Below are 16286 nucleotides of genomic sequence, written 5' to 3'. Positions count from 1 at the left end.
TTACGCGCCGATTACTTTCTTGCCTTTGTAATAACCGTCAGCGGTCACGTGGTGACGACGGTGAGTTTCGCCCGACGTTGAATCGACAGACAAAGTCGCGCCTGTCAATGCATCGTGTGAGCGACGCATACCGCGCTTAGAACGCGTTTTACGATTTTGTTGTACTGCCATAACTTACTCCTGGTCTCGCTTAAGTTCTTTCAAAACCGCGAAAGGGTTTTGTCGCTCTTGTTCCGGTTCAATCTTTCCAAACGACATATCGTCTTGCTTCACTGTACACTCCGACTCTGCATGAAGGGGCACAATTGGCAAAGATAACAGTAGCTCGTCTTCAAAAATTTGAAGCAGATTAACTTCTCCGTGGTCGTTGACCTCTACCGGTTCGTAAGCCTCGGGAATGATGTCATCGCTTTCCTGCTCTTCTCCCTGCACTGGAGTAAAACAGAATTCCGCTTCCACGGGATAATCGAGTTCACCATTACACCTTTGACAGATAAGTGTTACCTGCGTGGCTAGATGGCCGTGAAAGACAGTAAGACCCTGCGCGTCTTTTTCGAACTGTACTTCTGCGTCCACATAGTCATTGCATCGGACAACTGCTTCACTCAATCGTTCCATATCTTTAGACGCAATCACGCCCCGGTAATCGGAACGTTTCATGGCACTTTTAGTCGGTTCAACCGAATGAGGGAGTTTCACTTTCTGCATAGGGCGCGCATGATATAGGGTCAACCCCTTCCTGTCAAAGCAAAATTGCGTTTTAACCTATAATAAAACACTGTATGTCGCACGCTGTGATAATGTAACATTGCGCTATTAACTGAAAGTACGCAACATGTTGATTTTATAAAAGGAGTAATTGTGGCCTCCCTTGTTCTCGCCTCATCATCCCAATACCGAAAAATGTTACTTGCCAACATTGGTATTCAGGTAGACACCCACGCACCAGATATTGACGAAACGCCCTTTGCAAACGAAAGTCCTACGGCATTGAGTTTACGTTTGGCCGAACAAAAGGCGCACAAGGTTGCCGCTGAATTAGAAAGAGTAAATAGCGACACCATTATTATTGGTAGCGATCAAGTGGCTTTGGTACAAACCGATGCGGGCCCGCAGCTACTAGGCAAACCAGGTACGTTCGAAAATGCAGTAAACCAGCTACTTGCATGCCAAGGTAAGCAAGTGTCATTTTATACTGCACTTTGCCTTTATCAGCCTAGCGCCAATAAAACGATAACGCAGGTAGATGAAACACGCGTTTTCTTTCGCCATAATAGTGAAGCTGCCATTCGCGCCTATGTAGATAAAGAGCAACCACTTGATTGCGCCGGCAGTTTTAAAAGCGAAGGTTTAGGCGTACTACTGTTCGATAAAATAGAGAGCCGTGACCCTAACAGTTTAATAGGTCTTCCTATAATGCTGTTAAATGAATTACTGGGCGCACACTTCGATGTGGATTTATTAGCAATGGCTGCACAGTAAGCCACTAATTCTGTAAGAGCAGCACTATCAAAGTAGCTCTAATAAAAACAGCGCTATTTAAGTAGCGCTGTTTCTAGTTCACTTATAGAGTGCACAAGTGCCACAGGTAACAACGCTTCTAAATGAACCTGCGCATGCACACCGTATGAGACCCCTATTCTATCCATACCAATCGTTTTCGCCATTTGCATGTCGTAGGTTGTGTCGCCAATCATCACGGCATCTTTTATTTCATAGCCCAGTTCATCAAGTAACTGCAGCAGCATGTCGGGCGAAGGTTTTGATTCTGCCTCGTCGGCGGTGCGTGACGCACTAAAGAAAGGTCCCGTTCCTGTTTGTGCCCACGCTCTATCAAGACCTCGGCGCGCTTTACCTGTCGCAACGGCTAAGGTGCATCCCGCTTCTTTCAAATTGCTAAGTAACTGTTCAACGCCATCAAACAAAGGACACGGCTTTGTATCACGGGTAACAAACGCCTCTTTATAGGCGGCGACTAAACGCTCGGCTAACTCATCATCTTCAATATTAAAAAGCTGTTTAATGGCAGGCTTTAAACTTATACCAATAATGTGGCCTACTTCGTCGTACGTAGGAACAGGCATATCGCACTGCTTTGCGGCAAGCTGCATGCAGCTGACGATTTTCGCAGCCGAGTCCATGAGCGTGCCATCCCAATCAAAGATAACAAGTTTGTACTTAGGTAGTTTTTCATCTAACGAAGTGAAAGGCTGTGTTTCCACGGCCTGGTTCTTTGAATGCATATTTTACAGCGCTTTAAGTGTATTTGAGAGGGTGTCGTCTAACGGCGCGGTAAAAGTAACGCGCTCTTCAGTCGCTGGATGCAGCAGTGAAATACTGCGAGCGTGAAGGAACAGTCTATTCAGCCCTTTTTGGCGCATTGCCGCGTCAAAATCTGCATCACCGTATTTTGGGTCACAAGCAATAGGGTGACCTGCATGCAAACAGTGAACGCGAATTTGGTGGGTTCTACCCGTAATAGGCGACGCCTCAACTAAGGTAGCCCCGGCGTATTCTTCTAATATGCGATAACGCGTTTCTGACGGTTTACCATCGTCGCTTACACTCACCATGCGCTCACCCGATTGCAGCACATTTTTACGAAGCGGCGCCTTAACTTTAAATCGAGTTTTAGGCCATTCACCTGCAACCAGCGCATTGTATCGCTTGTCCATTTTGCCAGTGCGAAGCTGCTCATGCATATGGCGAAGTGCAGAACGCTTCTTTGCAATTAAAATACAACCTGAGGTGTCACGGTCTAATCGATGAACCAGCTCCATAAACTTGGCATCAGGACGCAAGGCTCTTAAGCCTTCAATTAAACCAAAGCTTAAGCCGCTTCCCCCGTGAACCGCCATTCCCGATGGCTTGTTGATAACAAGTATACGGTCGTCCTCGAAAAGGATATGCGACTCTAATGATGCAATTTTATCGAGCTTAGGTGATGGCGCAGGTGCACCTTCCGACACGCGAACCGGTGGAATTCTGATTAAATCGTCGGCTTGTAACTTGTATTCAGGCTTAACACGACCTTTATTCACCCGCACTTCACCTTTGCGTAAAATGCGATAAATCATGCTTTTCGGCACACCTTTTAATTGGGTGCGTAAAAAATTATCGATACGTTGACCAGCCAAGTCGGCTTCAACCGTTACAAATCGTACTTTTTGGGGAGCTTCTTCTTTCATGCCCAGAGTATACCTCATTGGTATTTCTCTGGGCTAATTGAAAGTGATAAATATTTGAAAAAAGCGCTTATCGCTGTAATTTTGCTCAAAGGCAGTTTTTCTTTATGTCGGCAAACTCTGTAGTCTGCCTACATGTAAAAGATATACACAATTTATTCACTTGCTTTCCTTGCTAAAATTGCAGTTTTGGTGCGATAATTAACGACGTTTTTTGGACGGTATTATTCACATATTAGTTTTTGAAGGTAAGTGGTAAAACAAAGCCCCTTTCAAAAACGTGAAACTCAGCGTTATAAAAACAACAATCAAGAAAGAGATAGCAATCTATAAAGAATGACGATGCTGCTCAAACTTGTAAAACGAAAAAGTATGGCGTTCGCGTTGGTAGCATCCGCAATGAAAATTATTTTTCAGGCCAACCAAGCTAGAGAGGCAACGACTACACTGCCGTGATAAAGCAACCGCCATTGCTTGCGAACATAAAATAAGTTTGCCGTTAACTAACAGAATTAAATGACACGCAAGCAAATAAGATTGCTTGTAAAAAAGAATACAGTAATAAGGGCTAGTCGCTCCCGACATCCTTAAAGCAGTGTGGCCATAGTGATTTGCTTGAGAATTTGTCTGAAAATAAGACACAAGCAAATTCAATTGAATTTGAGTGCTAAAAACGGCGCTAACATGGTCAACCACCAGGGATAATGCGACGATACAACAAAGTCCCCGTCCAGCCGTGAGGTTGCGCGGTGAGGGTTTGCACATGTCACTTTAATTTTGTGTCTTAACGGCTGTACTAAAAACAGAGTTAGATACAATGAAAAGAATGTTAATTAATGCAACTCAGCAAGAAGAGTTGCGCGTTGCCCTTGTTGATGGGCAACGGTTGTACGATTTAGATATTGAAAGCCCAGGGCACGAACAGAAAAAAGCGAACATCTACAAAGGTAAAATTACCCGCGTTGAACCAAGCTTAGAAGCTGCTTTCGTTGACTACGGCGCAGAGCGTCACGGTTTCCTACCCCTTAAAGAAATTGCCCGCACTTACTTTCCTAAAGGTTACAAATTTGAAGGCCGCCCAAACATCAAAGATGTGATCAAAGAAGGCCAAGAAGTTATTGTTCAAATTGACAAAGAAGAACGTGGCCAAAAAGGCGCTGCGTTAACCACTTTCCTATCGCTTGCGGGTAGCTATTTGGTACTTATGCCAAATAATCCTCGCGCTGGCGGTATCTCTCGCCGTATTGAAGGCGATGAGCGCACAGAGCTAAAAGAATCACTAAGCAAATTAGACCTTCCTGAAGGTATGGGCTTGATCGTTCGTACTGCCGGTGTAGGTAAATCTTACGAAGAGTTAGAGTGGGATTTAAAAGTCTTGCTTAAACACTGGGAAGCGATTTCTGAGGTAGCTGAACAGCGCGAAGCGCCTTTCTTAATTCATCAGGAAAGTAACGTTATTGTACGCGCTATTCGTGACTATCTACGTCGCGATATTGGCGAAATTCTTATCGATAAAACCAGTATTTACGAGCAAGCGTTACAGCACATTCAACTAGTGCGCCCTGACTTCGCAAACCGTGTAAAGCTTTATCGTGGTGAAGTACCATTATTCAGTCACTACCAAATCGAAAGCCAAATTGAGTCTGCTTTCCAACGCGAAGTGCGTTTACCGTCTGGCGGCTCAATTGTTATCGACCCAACAGAAGCCCTAACTTCTATTGATATCAACTCTGCCCGCGCAACTAAGGGTGGTGACATTGAAGAAACAGCGCTTAACACAAACCTAGAAGCGGCAGACGAGATTGCCCGTCAGCTGCGCCTTCGCGACCTAGGCGGATTGGTAGTAATCGACTTCATTGATATGACGCCAGTACGTCACCAACGTGAAGTTGAAAACCGCATGAAAGACGCGGTAAGAAGCGACAGAGCACGAGTTCAACTGGGTCGTATTTCTCGCTTTGGTCTTCTTGAAATGTCCCGTCAGCGTTTACGCCCTTCACTGGGTGAATCTGCACACCATGTGTGCCCTCGCTGTTCTGGTCACGGTACCATTCGTGGCACTGAGTCATTGGCATTGTCTATTCTTCGTATTCTGGAAGAAGAGAGCATTAAAGAGAATACGGGGCAAATTGAAGCGCAATTACCTGTTCCGGTAGCGACGTACTTACTTAACGAGAAGCGTAAGTCTATTCAGCTTCTAGAAAAACGCCACGGCGTTGATTTACTGCTAATTCCTAACGCAAATCTAGATACACCTCATTACCAAGTGTTGCGTAGACGCCCGGATGACGTGGTTTCGGAAGCGAGCTATGACGTAGAGCTAATGCCTGCGGTAGAAGCTGAGACGGAAGCGACGACTTCTGCACCGGTTAAGCGCGAAGAGCCAGCACTTAAGGGCCTTGTTGCGCCAACGGCTGCGCCTGTTGTAGCGCCAAAAGAAGAGCCAGCGAAGAAAGCCGACGATGTGCCTTCGCTATTTGCTCGATTTGGTAAGTGGATTAGCGATTTATTTGGTAGCGAAAGCGAAGAAGAAACCAATAAGGACAAAAAGCCACAGTCTGGTAACAAAAATAGAAACAACCGCAGCCGCAATAACGACGATCGTCGCCGCAAGCCGCGCAACAAGAATAATCGTCGTGGCAATCAGTCTCAAAACAGAGACCAAGGTAAAGACCAAAATCGCGATGGTGAGCAGAATGATAACCGCAAAGCGCGCGGCGATCAGCAGCGAGACCAGCGTCAAGATCAAGATGATAAGCGCAATAACAAAGGTCGTAAGCCTCGCAAGGCACAACAACCTCGCGATGAGCAACAAAAGCCTAAGCACGAGAAGCAAGATGGCGAGCAGCAAGAAAACCAAGCGCAGAAGAAGCGTGAAGTTGCTGAGCGCAGAAAACGTCGTGACAAGCGCCGCAGCGTCCGTGTGAAGAAAGATGACAACGGGGCAACTACTGTTGAACAAAACGAAGCTCAGGCTGCGCCAGTAGTTAAAGAAGCGCCGTCGCAACACAAAGCTAAGGCAGATGCCAAGCCTAAAGCGCCGAAAGCAGACGCTGCGGTTGAAAGCACAGCAGAGCCGAAGCAAGATGCGCAAAAGCCAACAGTGAAAGCAGAGAAAAAGTCAGCTGAAAAACCTGTTGAAGCAAAGCCAGTATCCCATGCTGCGAAGGGTGAAGATGACTCATCTTTAGTAACTAGCGATACTGTTGACGGTACTGATGCAAATACCGACGCTAATAATGAAGAGCAAGGTCAAAAACGTGAAGGTCGTGGCCGTTCACGCCGCTCTCCACGTCACGTTCGCGCAGCAGGTCAACGTCGTAAGAAAGAGTCACAGCAAGTTGACGATACAGAAACGCAAGCTAAACAACCTGGTGAGCTGTCACCACAGCAGGCGGAAACTGAAGTTAAAGCGACAGCCAAAACAGAAGCACCGGTTGTTGAAGAAACACAAGCGCAAGAGCCTGGACAACTAGCACCGGCCGACGAGCAACCAGTTTCTAAACAAGATAAGCAAGAAAAAGCTAAGCTTGATGTTGAAGCTGTTCAAGACGAACTTCAGTTTGATGCAGAGCCTTCAGCGGGTACAGAGCCTTCAGTGGGAACAGAGCCCTCAGCGGACGATAAAGCTTCAGCGGACGATAAAGCTTCAGCGGACGAAAAGCCTTCTACGGAAGAAGCAACTTCAGCAGAACCTGTTGATTCAACTGAAAAGGCAACGTCAGCGGGCGACACTGCGACGACTGAAGCTGAATCGGCTAAAGCGACCGAAACTTCTGTGCAAGAAAGCAGCACCGAAGAGAAGGCACCAGCAGCACAAGCCGAACCTGCAGTTGAAGGCAAAGCAACGCAAGCTGATACTGCGCATGAAGCCACGGCGCCAGAAGCTAAAGATGAAGCAGCAGCATCGCCAGAGCAAGTTGAAATAAACTTGGCTGACGCACCTGTTGATGCAGAACCTGAAGCACCAGCACAAGAAGCGAAAGCAGAGGCACCAGTAGCAAGCGAAAAAGCAGCGCCTTCTACTAGTCTAGCAGCAAGTGGCAAAGGTAAGCGTGGTGCATCGCACCCTATGGCATTGCCAACATCAGTAAACGACGCGTTTGTTGATGTAGCGCTTACCGCTAAAGCCGACGAAACACGACCTGCACTCGCAGTATCGGGTAAAACTGCGGCTATGTCGCACGTTACGTCGCGCGCTTCAGCGGCAACTACGCTTCCTCAATCAGTTGATGAAGTTGTGGAAGTCGAAGCAGTGGCTGAATAGTTTTCTGCTACCAGCAACTTGACGTAAAAGCCGCTTCCGAGCGGCTTTTTTGTTTGTTAGTGTGCTTTTAAATATGAATCCAAGTTGAGAATAGAATGTCAGACACGGTAAACCAGCAATATATCGATTGGTTAAGCCAAGTGTGTAACGTGCAGGTATTAGATACCCAACTAATCCAGCCACTTTGGAGTGGCTACGGTGCTTGCTTTCGTGCCACTTTAGACTATCCAAATAATACTTTTTCAAAGGGCTACGACAGGAATAGCTCTTTTCAGGGAAGCCAACATAACCAAGCTCAAAGAAAGCCAATTAGCGTGCAAAAAGGTGACGATAAAGCAGCACTTAAGGTAGTCGTAAAATGTGCTACCCCGCCAAGCAAACTCTCGCACCCTAAAGGCTGGAATGGTGAGGCTAGTCACAACCGCAAGTGTCAATCTTTTAAGGTAGAGAATTGTTTTTACAGCAACCTCCAAAAGCAAACTGACACCTCTTGTCGTACAGCTAGATACCTAGGGCACAGTCAACAAGGTGAAGCCTCCCTTCTTGTTATGGAAGACTTGGCGCACAGTGGTTACTCTCGCACCGCATCTTCGCTTACCGCTGCGCAATGCAACACTGTTCTAAAATGGCTAGCCAACTTTCACGCGCGTTTTCTGAATGTAAAAGATGAATTTGATAGCCGAAATATACAGTTATGGCCTGAGGGCACTTATTGGCACTTGGCAACCCGTAAAGACGAGTTCCACGCCATGTCAGATGGATTACTAAAGCAAAATGCTGTCGCTATAGCTACCACATTAGGCGACGCTAACTATCACACTTTGGTGCACGGCGATGCTAAAGTGGCTAACTTTTGTTTTACCAACGATTTTTCTGACTGTGCAGCCGTCGACTTTCAGTATGTAGGTTATGGCGCAGGCATAAAAGACGTGGCGTATTTTTTGGGCAGTGCCCTGTCAACCCAAACCCACATGAAGCATCGTGATGCTTTGCTTAATACCTACTTTCAAGCCCTCGAAGGTGCGCTACACGCTCGACTGTCTAACAATGATCATTCAGCTTGTTTTAAGCGTGCTGATATTGCGCTAATCATTGCTGAATGGAAGTATTTGTATTCCTTTGCCTGCGCTGACTTTTATCGGTTCTTAGCGGGTTGGAGCCCTGAACACTGGAAAATAGATGAAGAGCTTCAATATCAAACAGATATTGCCTTGTCCGTGCTAGCGCGTAACGGCTAAACGTTCACGTTTTCATATTACGCCTGATCAGGCTCGTACTTTTATAAATACACTCCTTTTTCGCGATCTTTTTTCCGTGCATAGCCCTTTTCAACCTTCTGTTTGTCATGCACTAAACGGCTAGCCGCTTATTGTTTAACTCCCTAGCGCTTGCCGTTTTTAATTAGTACGAAACTGCACCATTACATAAAGCTTAGCGTATATAGTGAAAAATAATCATAACGTCGCTGCCATGTACAAACGTAAACTTTACCTCTTTGGGCTACTGTCCACATTTATCTTGTTAATTGCATTGGCAAGCGCAGCCGTTTCGGCCCATTTAACACGCACAAACTTAGCCCAAGCACAACTCGCTCAGTCGCTATTGTCAGAGCACCAACAATTATCAAGCATTTCCTATCGGCTTTTTAAGCAGCTTACCGACGAGCTTATTTTTGGAAAGAATGCGAACCAGGCGAAAGTGCGCAACAAGCAACAACAAATTGAAAACTCGCTGAACCGAATAAAGTCGCTAGAACTTGATCAACGCGAAGCACTAGGGCTTGAGGCAACATTAGGAAGTGTAGAAGATACTGACGAACTAGAGGCGCTTATACAAAGCATTGTGAAAGAGTTTAGAGCAATTGCCCTAAGCAACGACCGTACTCCGCTTAATCAACAACAGCGCCTTCAAACACTATTAGAAGTGACTATAGACAACCAGTTTAGGGAAGCCATCAACTCTGCTGTAAACCGCCAGACAGGCGTTGTATCGCGCATTAACGCTAGCATTGAAACGCTAAACACCAGCATTGTGTGGTTTACTATAAGTTTAGGGCTTATCACCTGCCCTTTCATTCTGTTAGGTTGCTATTGGCTATTTAATGCATTGTATCAGCCACTTACAGTCATTCGCACAGGTACCGATGCCATAGCATCAGGTAACTATCACTATCGATTGCCTGAAACTTTAGATAGCGAATTCACCGACTTGGTAAAAGCCCTAAACTCCATGATTGCGCGTTTACAGGAACACGAAGATCAGGCTGATGCCCATCGCAAGCACTTAGAGTTTGAGGTAGAAAGCCGAACACGGGCGTTAAAAGAAGCCAACAATAAACTCACTCAGCTAGACGCAAAGCGACGGCAGTTTATGGCTGATGTTAGTCACGAATTGCGCACGCCGTTAACCATTATTCGCGGCGAAGCGCAGGTAACTCTAAGGCAGGCCGCAGCTAGCAACGAGATTTATAAAGAAACGCTAGAAACCATACTTGAGCAAGCCGTGAACTTAAGTAAGTTAGTTGATGATTTGCTGCTGCTAGCACGTGCCGAGATGCACGAATTTACCGTAGATTTAGTTAAATCGGACTTACATAATCTGCTTACGCAACACATGGCGTTGTGGCAAAAACTCACAAAGCCAAGAGATTTAAACCTTGAATGGCTTGCCATAAATGACGTGCAGGTACTCATCGACAAAGACAGAATTGCACAGGTACTGACTATTCTTATCGAAAACGCGCACAAATATTCTTATCCTGATACGCCCATTGTGCTGCGCGTTGAAAGCGAGGGCTTGAATATCAATGTATCGGTTATTGATAGCGGTGAAGGCATTTCTTCAAGTGATTTGCAGCACGTTTTTGAACGCTTCGTTAGGTTAAAGCGCAAAGGCAATGGAATGGGGCTAGGTCTGTCCATCGCTAAAGCCATTGCAGAAGCCCACCATGGTAGGTTAAGTGCGCATTCTACGTTAGGTAAAGGCTCACAGTTTACGTTGTCGCTGCCGGTTTTAGATGACCTAGGGGCCCGTTAAATCAATTCTAATATTACATAACATCGAACGGTTAGGATTATAACAACAATGAAAATTCTTATTGCTGATGACGAAGCTCCCTTACTACGCTTTCTTTCACGAGGCTTAAGCGCTGAAGGTTTCGAATGTATCGAAGAATCGGCATTACACAACTTAGTCACGCGCATTCGCCACGAAAGCCCTGCTATTATTGTGCTAGATCGCATGTTTGGTGATGAAGATAGCGTAGAGCTACTGCCCGCAATCAAATCGCTTCCCCATGCCCCTATGGTTTTGTTGCTAACCGCGGTGGACGAAGTGCGCGAGCGTGTGAATGGTTTGAAACAAGGCGCGGATGACTATTTGTGCAAGCCATTTGACTTCGACGAACTGCTTGCTCGCATAACGGCCTTAAGCAGAAGAGCAACAAATACACCGGTTACCCAATTAGGCCTCACTATCGGACCATTAAACATCGATGACGAGTCACGTATTGCAACATTGTCTGGGGAAGAGATTACACTTACCAAACTAGAATACGACATGCTCTATTATTTTGCCGAAAATGCGGAAAAAGTGCTGTCTCGAGAACGGATTTTAAGTCGAGTATGGCGCAGCCACAGCGACCCGCTAACGAATGTTGTTGATGTATATATCAGTAGGCTGCGACAAAAGCTTCACAGCAGTGATGCCATATTTATTGAAACCCTGCGAGGTAACGGCTATCGGTTGACCACCAGAAAATAGCCGTTTCGTCTCATTAGCTATTGCATTCATGGGTTATCCCGCCTATCTTGAACACTCGTTCAAAACTTTATTAAGGATAATTATGGTTCGCTCACCGTTCTCATTACTTTCAAAACTATGTTGCGCAACAGCTGTAGGTCTCAGCCTAGTGTCTTCACCTGTCTTCGCTCAGACAGACACCACTGAAGCAGTTCAGTCGGCTAAAAACATGGCAATGTCTACGAGCGAATTAAGAGCACCAAAAGTTATCTTTTTCGATGTTAATGAGACTTTACTTGACCTTACGGCCATGCGGAGCTCGGTAGGTGAAGCCTTGGGTGGTCGAGATGATTTATTGCCGCTGTGGTTTTCTACCATGCTGCATCATTCACTGGTCGATTCAACAACAGGTCGCTTCCATACCTTTGGAGAAATTGGCGTTGCCTCACTGCTTATGGTCGCGGAAATTGAAGGTATCGAATTGACCCAAGAGCAAGCCAAAACGGCAATCGTTACGCCATTGCGAAGCCTTCCGCCCCACCCTGACGTGCGCGATGGCTTGCAGGCACTTAAAGACAAAGGCTATAAACTCGTAAGCTTAACCAACTCGTCTAATCAAGGCGTTTATACCCAATTTAAGAATGCTGATCTTTTATCTTACTTCGACGAGCGACTCAGTGTAGAAGACATCAATCTGTACAAGCCCGATACACGTACTTACGAGTGGGCTATTGAAAAAATGGGGATAGCAGCAGAAGACGCTATGCTAGTGGCGGCACATGGCTGGGATATTGCTGGTGCTAAGCAAGCTGGCTGGCAAGCCGCATTTATTGCACGTCCAGGCAAAGTACTTTATCCGTTAGCAATAGCGCCTGACACTGTAGTAAGTGGGCTAGATGAACTGGTATCTCAACTACCGGATGCAAAATAAGCGTTAGGGTCTAATAAGGTATCAAGGTAGTATCAAAGTGCACTAAAAAGCACAGCTTATTGGTTGGCACGCACAAACAACCTGGCTTAATACTCAGGCAAAACACCTGAGCCAAAGCTAATACCAATCCGCATAGTTCATTGCTCGCTGAGTGGGTAATTATCTATGCGGACTGGTATAAAGTTATGCCAACCGATTTTTCGAGCTAGGCTTTCGCCATACCTGCTCTTTTCATATCGATGTGGGGAATATCGTCTTCCAAGTACATAGTCGACGTGGCTTCAAACCCAAAGCTTTCATAAAAGCCTTTTAAATATTCTTGCGCGCCAATTTCAATATCACAGCCCGGCCATAGCGCCTCGCAATGATCAAGAGCTTCACGCATAAGCGCTTTACCAGCCCCCTTCCCTCTGAAGGTTTCGCTGGTAGCCACTCGGCCGATACTGACCGATGGATAACTTACCCCTTCGCCAAGTAATCGTGCACACGCCACCAATTTGTTGTCTTGAAACCCCATTAAATGGCGTGTTTCCGGATGACGGTCTTTTTCATCAAGCTCAGGATAGGCACAGTTTTGTTCAACAACGAAAACATCGACACGCAGCTTGAGTAAGTCGAAGAGTTGATGATTAGTCAGTTCATTAAAAGTGAGTGATTGCCAAGAAACCATGTTGCCTCGATGAATTTAGATTATTAACGTTTGAGTAGCGCCTTGAATAAGCGCTTCGAAAGACCTTTGTTGGTTTAAACGAATTTCAAAGCCGTTGTTATTAACATCCTAATTTTAGGACCGTAGCGAAGATAACGATTGGATTAATGTAACGCAACCCATTTGACTAACGATACACTTTGAATTTATGCTGCACACGTAGGTCAAGATATTCTGAATTATTCAGGCACTAAGGCTAAGATACTCGTTGTTAGCCAACCCTGCCTTTACATATTCAATGAACATTTTCACCTTAGTGAGGTTCTTGCGCCCTTCAACACTTACCACCTGTATAGGCAGTTTTTTATCTTCCACATCTTCTAACAAACTGACCAACTCACCACTTTTAAGCGCTTCAGCTACTTGATAAGACATCAGCCGCACAACCCCAACGCCTGCAATCGCGGCGTTAATTGCCGCTCTATTTTGGTTAGATTGAAAACGAGGCGTGAGCTTAATAGCAATAGGTCTGCCGTTTTGGTGATACGTCCATACCGCTGGCTCGTTAAAGCGCGTAGGATACAGCACGCTATGCTGTTTTAAATCTTCTGGCTTTTTTATGGCAGGTCTATTTGCCAGGTAGCTAGGTGCAGCACAGGTCACACGACGTATGTATCCCACCGTAACTCCATAAAGAGAAGAGTCTTTCGGGTTACCTATACGTATTGCTACATCAATATTACTATCGATTAAATTTACCACATCGTCGTGAAAATGACCGTTAACCCTAATGTCAGGATAGTCCTTAAGGAATTGGGATATAATGGGCGTTACATAACGCTCGCCGAATAAAATGGGTGCCGTGACATTGAGCTCCCCCCTTGGCGCCAAGTCAATTCCAGACACAGCAGCTTCACTTTGCTCAATATCTGCCAGTATACGTGAAACATGAACAAGGTAATGTTCACCAACTTCACTTAATTTCACTTGTCGCGTTGTGCGATGAAAAAGCCGAGTATTTAACTTTGCCTCTAAATGTGCAATACAGCGAGTAACCGCGGGTGCTGACATCGACATCGCATCTGCAGCACCAACAAAGCTTCCCGACTTAGCAGCCTCGGCAAATACTCGCATGCACAGAAGCTTGTCCATATTATTTCACTCTATGAAATTATAAATTTCAAAAATAGCCAATTATTAACTAAAAGGAAAGCTCTATTATCGCAATCAGCTTTTACATTTTTTTCTGACTGTCGTTTTACAAGGCAGCCAAACATTAGCAGGAGATAGCAATGAGAACACCCCTTCCACCATTTTCACCTGAAACCGCCGCGCAGAAAGTGCGCCTTGCCGAAGACGCATGGAACACCAAAGATGCGGTAAAGGTTGCAGGTGCTTACACCTTTGACTGTCGATGGCGCAACCGCGCAGAGTTTATTGAGGGACGAGCTCAAATAGTGAGTTTCTTAACGAGAAAGTGGAATAAAGAGCTCAACTATAAATTAGTAAAAGAGCTATGGGCCTTCAACGAAAACCGCATAGCGGTGCGCTTTGCGTACGAATATGAAAATGATTCCGGACAATGGTATAGAGCTTACGGGAATGAAAATTGGCAGTTCAACCTTGATGGCCTGATGGAAAAACGTATTGCCAGTATCAACGAACATCCTATTTCAGAAAGTGACCGAAAGTTCACGTGGGATGGCGAACGACGCCCTGACGATTTTCCCACTCTGTCCGAGCTTGAGCTTTAAGCATTGTTAATAACACCAAGCACTTAGCCATTTTTACAGCAAGGAAAAAATCCGTGACGAACCCAACAAGTAAAGTGATGCCTAAAAGCCCTATTACTTTGATTCAAAACCCTAAGTCTGGCCACTGTCATAAAGTTTCGCTATTTATGTCGCTTAACGCCATTCCCTATAAAACCATTGAACCTGACATGACCAATGGCGAGCACAAAAGTGAGCGCTTTAGTGCACTCAACATTTTCAAACAAGTCCCCGTGATAACAGACGGCGATATCACTTTGGCTGACTCTAATGCCATTTTTATTTATTTGATCCACGCATACGCAGACAGTGACTATTGGCTAGGGAAGGACGCTAAAGAAAAAGCGCTTATTCAACGCTGGCTCTCTGTCTCAGCAGGTGAACTTGCTAAAGGGCCTGCCGCCGCCCGATTAGAATACGTATTTGGCGCAACCATTCATGTCCCCTCAGTTATAGCCACCAGCGTTACATTACTTACTAACATGGAAGCACATTTATCGAATTCAAGAAGTACATTTTTAGTAGGTGATCACGTCACCGCAGCAGACATCGCAATGTATTCGTACATGGCTCACGCCCCTGAAGGTGGTATATCGCTGGATGGGTATCCTCACATAACTGAGTGGCTAAAGGCTATAGAGAGCCTAAACGGGTTTGTTCCAATGCCATCATCAGATATTGCCCCGGCTCGAAATTAAGAGGTCGTTATGTCACTACCTAGGTTATCGTCAATAAACCCTGCGTTTCACCACGGTGAAATCGCTCTGCAAAAGAAGCTGGGTATCGATAAGGAAATAGGCGAGCGGACCAATGGTTTTATCCGTAGCTACATGCCAGAGCAACACAGGCAGTTCTTTACGTCCTGTCCGTTCACCGTCTTAGCCTTAGTAGATGACGAAGGCTACCCTATAGCCATCCCAATTTGGGGAGACGATGACGTAATTGAAAGCCCCTCTCCCACTCAGTTGAGGTTTCACCTGCCTGATGAAGTCTTAAACATGATAGAAAACGCATTGAACTTAGATGTAATAGCAGGAAGCAAAATCGGCATAGTAGGGATTGAATATGCTACAAGACGCAGAAATCGACTAAACGGGACGATAAGCCACGCAACTGATGGAAACCTTACAGTATTGGTTGATCAGAGTTTCGGAAACTGCCCTCAGTATATTCATAAACGAAACACGACAAAAAAGCGACGACTTGCCATAGATGAACAGTTAGATAGTAACTTATCTGACGACGTCAATATGACTTCTACGACGACAAATTCAATTAACGCCAGAGCACTCTCAACAATAGAAAGCGCCGAAACCTTTTTTATTGCTTCACGACATAACTCTCTGGGACAAGAGGCAAACGAAGGGTTGGATGTCTCTCACAGAGGAGGGAAACCCGGCTTTATTAACGTGAAGGGAAATACGATAAACTTCCCTGACTTCAGCGGTAATAAGTTTTTTAATACTTTGGGTAACATCTTATTAGACCCTCGTGTAGGTATATTATTTTGGGATAATGAAACAGGTGATCTTTTTTTCGTCAAAGCAAAAGCTAAAGTCGAACCGATTGATTCTAAAGCTGCTGTGTTTAAAGGTGCGGAACGTTTTGTGTCCTTATCGGTAATATCGGTTACACACATTGCGGGAATTTACCCCTACTCCCATGAAATAACTGAAATGTCTCCCTACGCACTTCAGACTGGCGACTGGAAATAACGTAAAATTGATGAACCCTATAATTT

At 45.4% G+C, this 16286-nt stretch carries 15 protein-coding genes; 9 read left to right on the top strand and 6 right to left on the bottom strand.

What is annotated here, in order from left to right; genetic code table 11:
* Together rpmF and yceD are read right to left on the bottom strand one after the other, a co-directional pair.
* Nucleotides 1–171, bottom strand: coding sequence for a 50S ribosomal protein L32 (rpmF, locus tag E5672_RS05445; protein WP_012518206.1), 171 nt, complete (start codon nucleotides 169–171; stop codon nucleotides 1–3).
* Between the two features lie 3 nt (nucleotides 172–174).
* Complete coding sequence (gene yceD / locus E5672_RS05440) at nucleotides 175–708, bottom strand: 23S rRNA accumulation protein YceD (RefSeq protein ID WP_014976324.1); 534 nt, start codon at nucleotides 706–708, stop codon at nucleotides 175–177.
* 153 nt (nucleotides 709–861) lie between these two features.
* Here yceD and E5672_RS05435 point away from each other — a divergent pair, with 153 nt between their 5' ends.
* Nucleotides 862–1482, top strand: coding sequence for a Maf family protein (locus tag E5672_RS05435; RefSeq protein WP_136781266.1), 621 nt, complete (start codon nucleotides 862–864; stop codon nucleotides 1480–1482).
* A 53-nt stretch (nucleotides 1483–1535) separates the two neighbouring features.
* Here the strand turns inward: E5672_RS05435 and E5672_RS05430 are convergent, their stop codons facing one another.
* Nucleotides 1536–2243: an HAD-IA family hydrolase gene (locus tag E5672_RS05430; RefSeq protein ID WP_136781265.1), complete on the bottom strand. Its 708-nt coding sequence runs from the start codon at nucleotides 2241–2243 to the stop codon at nucleotides 1536–1538.
* Between the two features lie 3 nt (nucleotides 2244–2246).
* Nucleotides 2247–3188 (bottom strand): 23S rRNA pseudouridine(955/2504/2580) synthase RluC, encoded by a 942-nt coding sequence (rluC, locus tag E5672_RS05425; protein WP_014979112.1) that lies wholly within the window; start codon nucleotides 3186–3188, stop codon nucleotides 2247–2249.
* An 814-nt stretch (nucleotides 3189–4002) separates the two neighbouring features.
* On the opposite strand from rluC, the gene rne reads away from it, so the two are divergent.
* The 5 genes from rne to E5672_RS05400 all read left to right on the top strand — a co-directional run bounded on the left by rne (nucleotide 4003) and on the right by E5672_RS05400 (nucleotide 12124).
* Nucleotides 4003–7452, top strand: a complete 3450-nt coding sequence (rne, locus tag E5672_RS05420) for a ribonuclease E (protein ID WP_136781264.1) — start codon at nucleotides 4003–4005, stop codon at nucleotides 7450–7452.
* 95 nt (nucleotides 7453–7547) lie between these two features.
* Nucleotides 7548–8690 carry an oxidoreductase family protein gene (locus tag E5672_RS05415; RefSeq protein WP_136781263.1) on the top strand — a complete coding sequence of 381 codons (1143 nt, stop codon included), beginning with the start codon at nucleotides 7548–7550 and terminating at the stop codon, nucleotides 8688–8690.
* Nucleotides 8691–8922: 232 nt separating this feature from the next.
* On the top strand, nucleotides 8923–10488 hold the full coding sequence (locus E5672_RS05410) for a sensor histidine kinase (RefSeq protein WP_136781262.1): 1566 nt from the start codon (nucleotides 8923–8925) through the stop codon (nucleotides 10486–10488).
* Nucleotides 10489–10536: 48 nt separating this feature from the next.
* Nucleotides 10537–11214, top strand: coding sequence for a response regulator transcription factor (locus E5672_RS05405; protein ID WP_136781261.1), 678 nt, complete (start codon nucleotides 10537–10539; stop codon nucleotides 11212–11214).
* Between the two features lie 82 nt (nucleotides 11215–11296).
* Nucleotides 11297–12124: a haloacid dehalogenase type II gene (locus E5672_RS05400; protein ID WP_136781260.1), complete on the top strand. Its 828-nt coding sequence runs from the start codon at nucleotides 11297–11299 to the stop codon at nucleotides 12122–12124.
* 205 nt (nucleotides 12125–12329) lie between these two features.
* On the opposite strand, the gene E5672_RS05395 is transcribed toward E5672_RS05400, so the two are convergent.
* On the bottom strand, nucleotides 12330–12794 hold the full coding sequence (locus tag E5672_RS05395; protein ID WP_136781259.1) for a GNAT family N-acetyltransferase: 465 nt from the start codon (nucleotides 12792–12794) through the stop codon (nucleotides 12330–12332).
* A 222-nt stretch (nucleotides 12795–13016) separates the two neighbouring features.
* Entirely contained in the window at nucleotides 13017–13925 is a 909-nt protein-coding gene (locus E5672_RS05390; RefSeq protein WP_240692167.1) for a LysR family transcriptional regulator, read from the bottom strand.
* 140 nt (nucleotides 13926–14065) lie between these two features.
* Between E5672_RS05390 and E5672_RS05385 the strand changes: the two genes are divergently transcribed.
* From E5672_RS05385 to E5672_RS05375, 3 genes are read left to right on the top strand one after another with little or no spacing between them, the layout of a single operon-like run.
* Nucleotides 14066–14527, top strand: coding sequence for a nuclear transport factor 2 family protein (locus E5672_RS05385; RefSeq protein ID WP_136781258.1), 462 nt, complete (start codon nucleotides 14066–14068; stop codon nucleotides 14525–14527).
* A gap of 53 nt (nucleotides 14528–14580) precedes the next feature.
* Nucleotides 14581–15243, top strand: coding sequence for a glutathione binding-like protein (locus tag E5672_RS05380; protein ID WP_136781257.1), 663 nt, complete (start codon nucleotides 14581–14583; stop codon nucleotides 15241–15243).
* A gap of 9 nt (nucleotides 15244–15252) precedes the next feature.
* Nucleotides 15253–16260 (top strand): pyridoxamine 5'-phosphate oxidase family protein, encoded by a 1008-nt coding sequence (locus E5672_RS05375; protein ID WP_136781256.1) that lies wholly within the window; start codon nucleotides 15253–15255, stop codon nucleotides 16258–16260.
* Nucleotides 16261–16286: the final 26 nt, after the last annotated feature.

This window comes from Alteromonas portus, from assembly GCF_005117025.1.
Taxonomy (GTDB): domain Bacteria; phylum Pseudomonadota; class Gammaproteobacteria; order Enterobacterales; family Alteromonadaceae; genus Alteromonas; species Alteromonas portus.
The sequence above is the reverse complement of the archived record's forward strand: the minus strand, read 5'-3'. Positions and strand labels throughout refer to the sequence as shown.

Bases quoted from the DNA above. Each gene is read 5' to 3' on its own strand.
- rpmF (WP_012518206.1), bottom strand. From the start codon at position 171: ATGGCAGTACAACAAAATCGTAAAACGCGTTCTAAGCGCGGTATGCGT.
- yceD (WP_014976324.1), bottom strand. From the start codon at position 708: ATGCAGAAAGTGAAACTCCCTCATTCGGTTGAACCGACTAAAAGTGCC.
- E5672_RS05430 (WP_136781265.1), bottom strand. From the start codon at position 2,243: ATGCATTCAAAGAACCAGGCCGTGGAAACACAGCCTTTCACTTCGTTA.
- rluC (WP_014979112.1), bottom strand. From the start codon at position 3,188: ATGAAAGAAGAAGCTCCCCAAAAAGTACGATTTGTAACGGTTGAAGCC.
- rne (WP_136781264.1), top strand. From the start codon at position 4,003: ATGAAAAGAATGTTAATTAATGCAACTCAGCAAGAAGAGTTGCGCGTT.
- E5672_RS05415 (WP_136781263.1), top strand. From the start codon at position 7,548: ATGTCAGACACGGTAAACCAGCAATATATCGATTGGTTAAGCCAAGTG.
- E5672_RS05410 (WP_136781262.1), top strand. From the start codon at position 8,923: ATGTACAAACGTAAACTTTACCTCTTTGGGCTACTGTCCACATTTATC.
- E5672_RS05405 (WP_136781261.1), top strand. From the start codon at position 10,537: ATGAAAATTCTTATTGCTGATGACGAAGCTCCCTTACTACGCTTTCTT.
- E5672_RS05400 (WP_136781260.1), top strand. From the start codon at position 11,297: ATGGTTCGCTCACCGTTCTCATTACTTTCAAAACTATGTTGCGCAACA.
- E5672_RS05395 (WP_136781259.1), bottom strand. From the start codon at position 12,794: ATGGTTTCTTGGCAATCACTCACTTTTAATGAACTGACTAATCATCAA.
- E5672_RS05390 (WP_240692167.1), bottom strand. From the start codon at position 13,925: ATGGACAAGCTTCTGTGCATGCGAGTATTTGCCGAGGCTGCTAAGTCG.
- E5672_RS05385 (WP_136781258.1), top strand. From the start codon at position 14,066: ATGAGAACACCCCTTCCACCATTTTCACCTGAAACCGCCGCGCAGAAA.
- E5672_RS05375 (WP_136781256.1), top strand. From the start codon at position 15,253: ATGTCACTACCTAGGTTATCGTCAATAAACCCTGCGTTTCACCACGGT.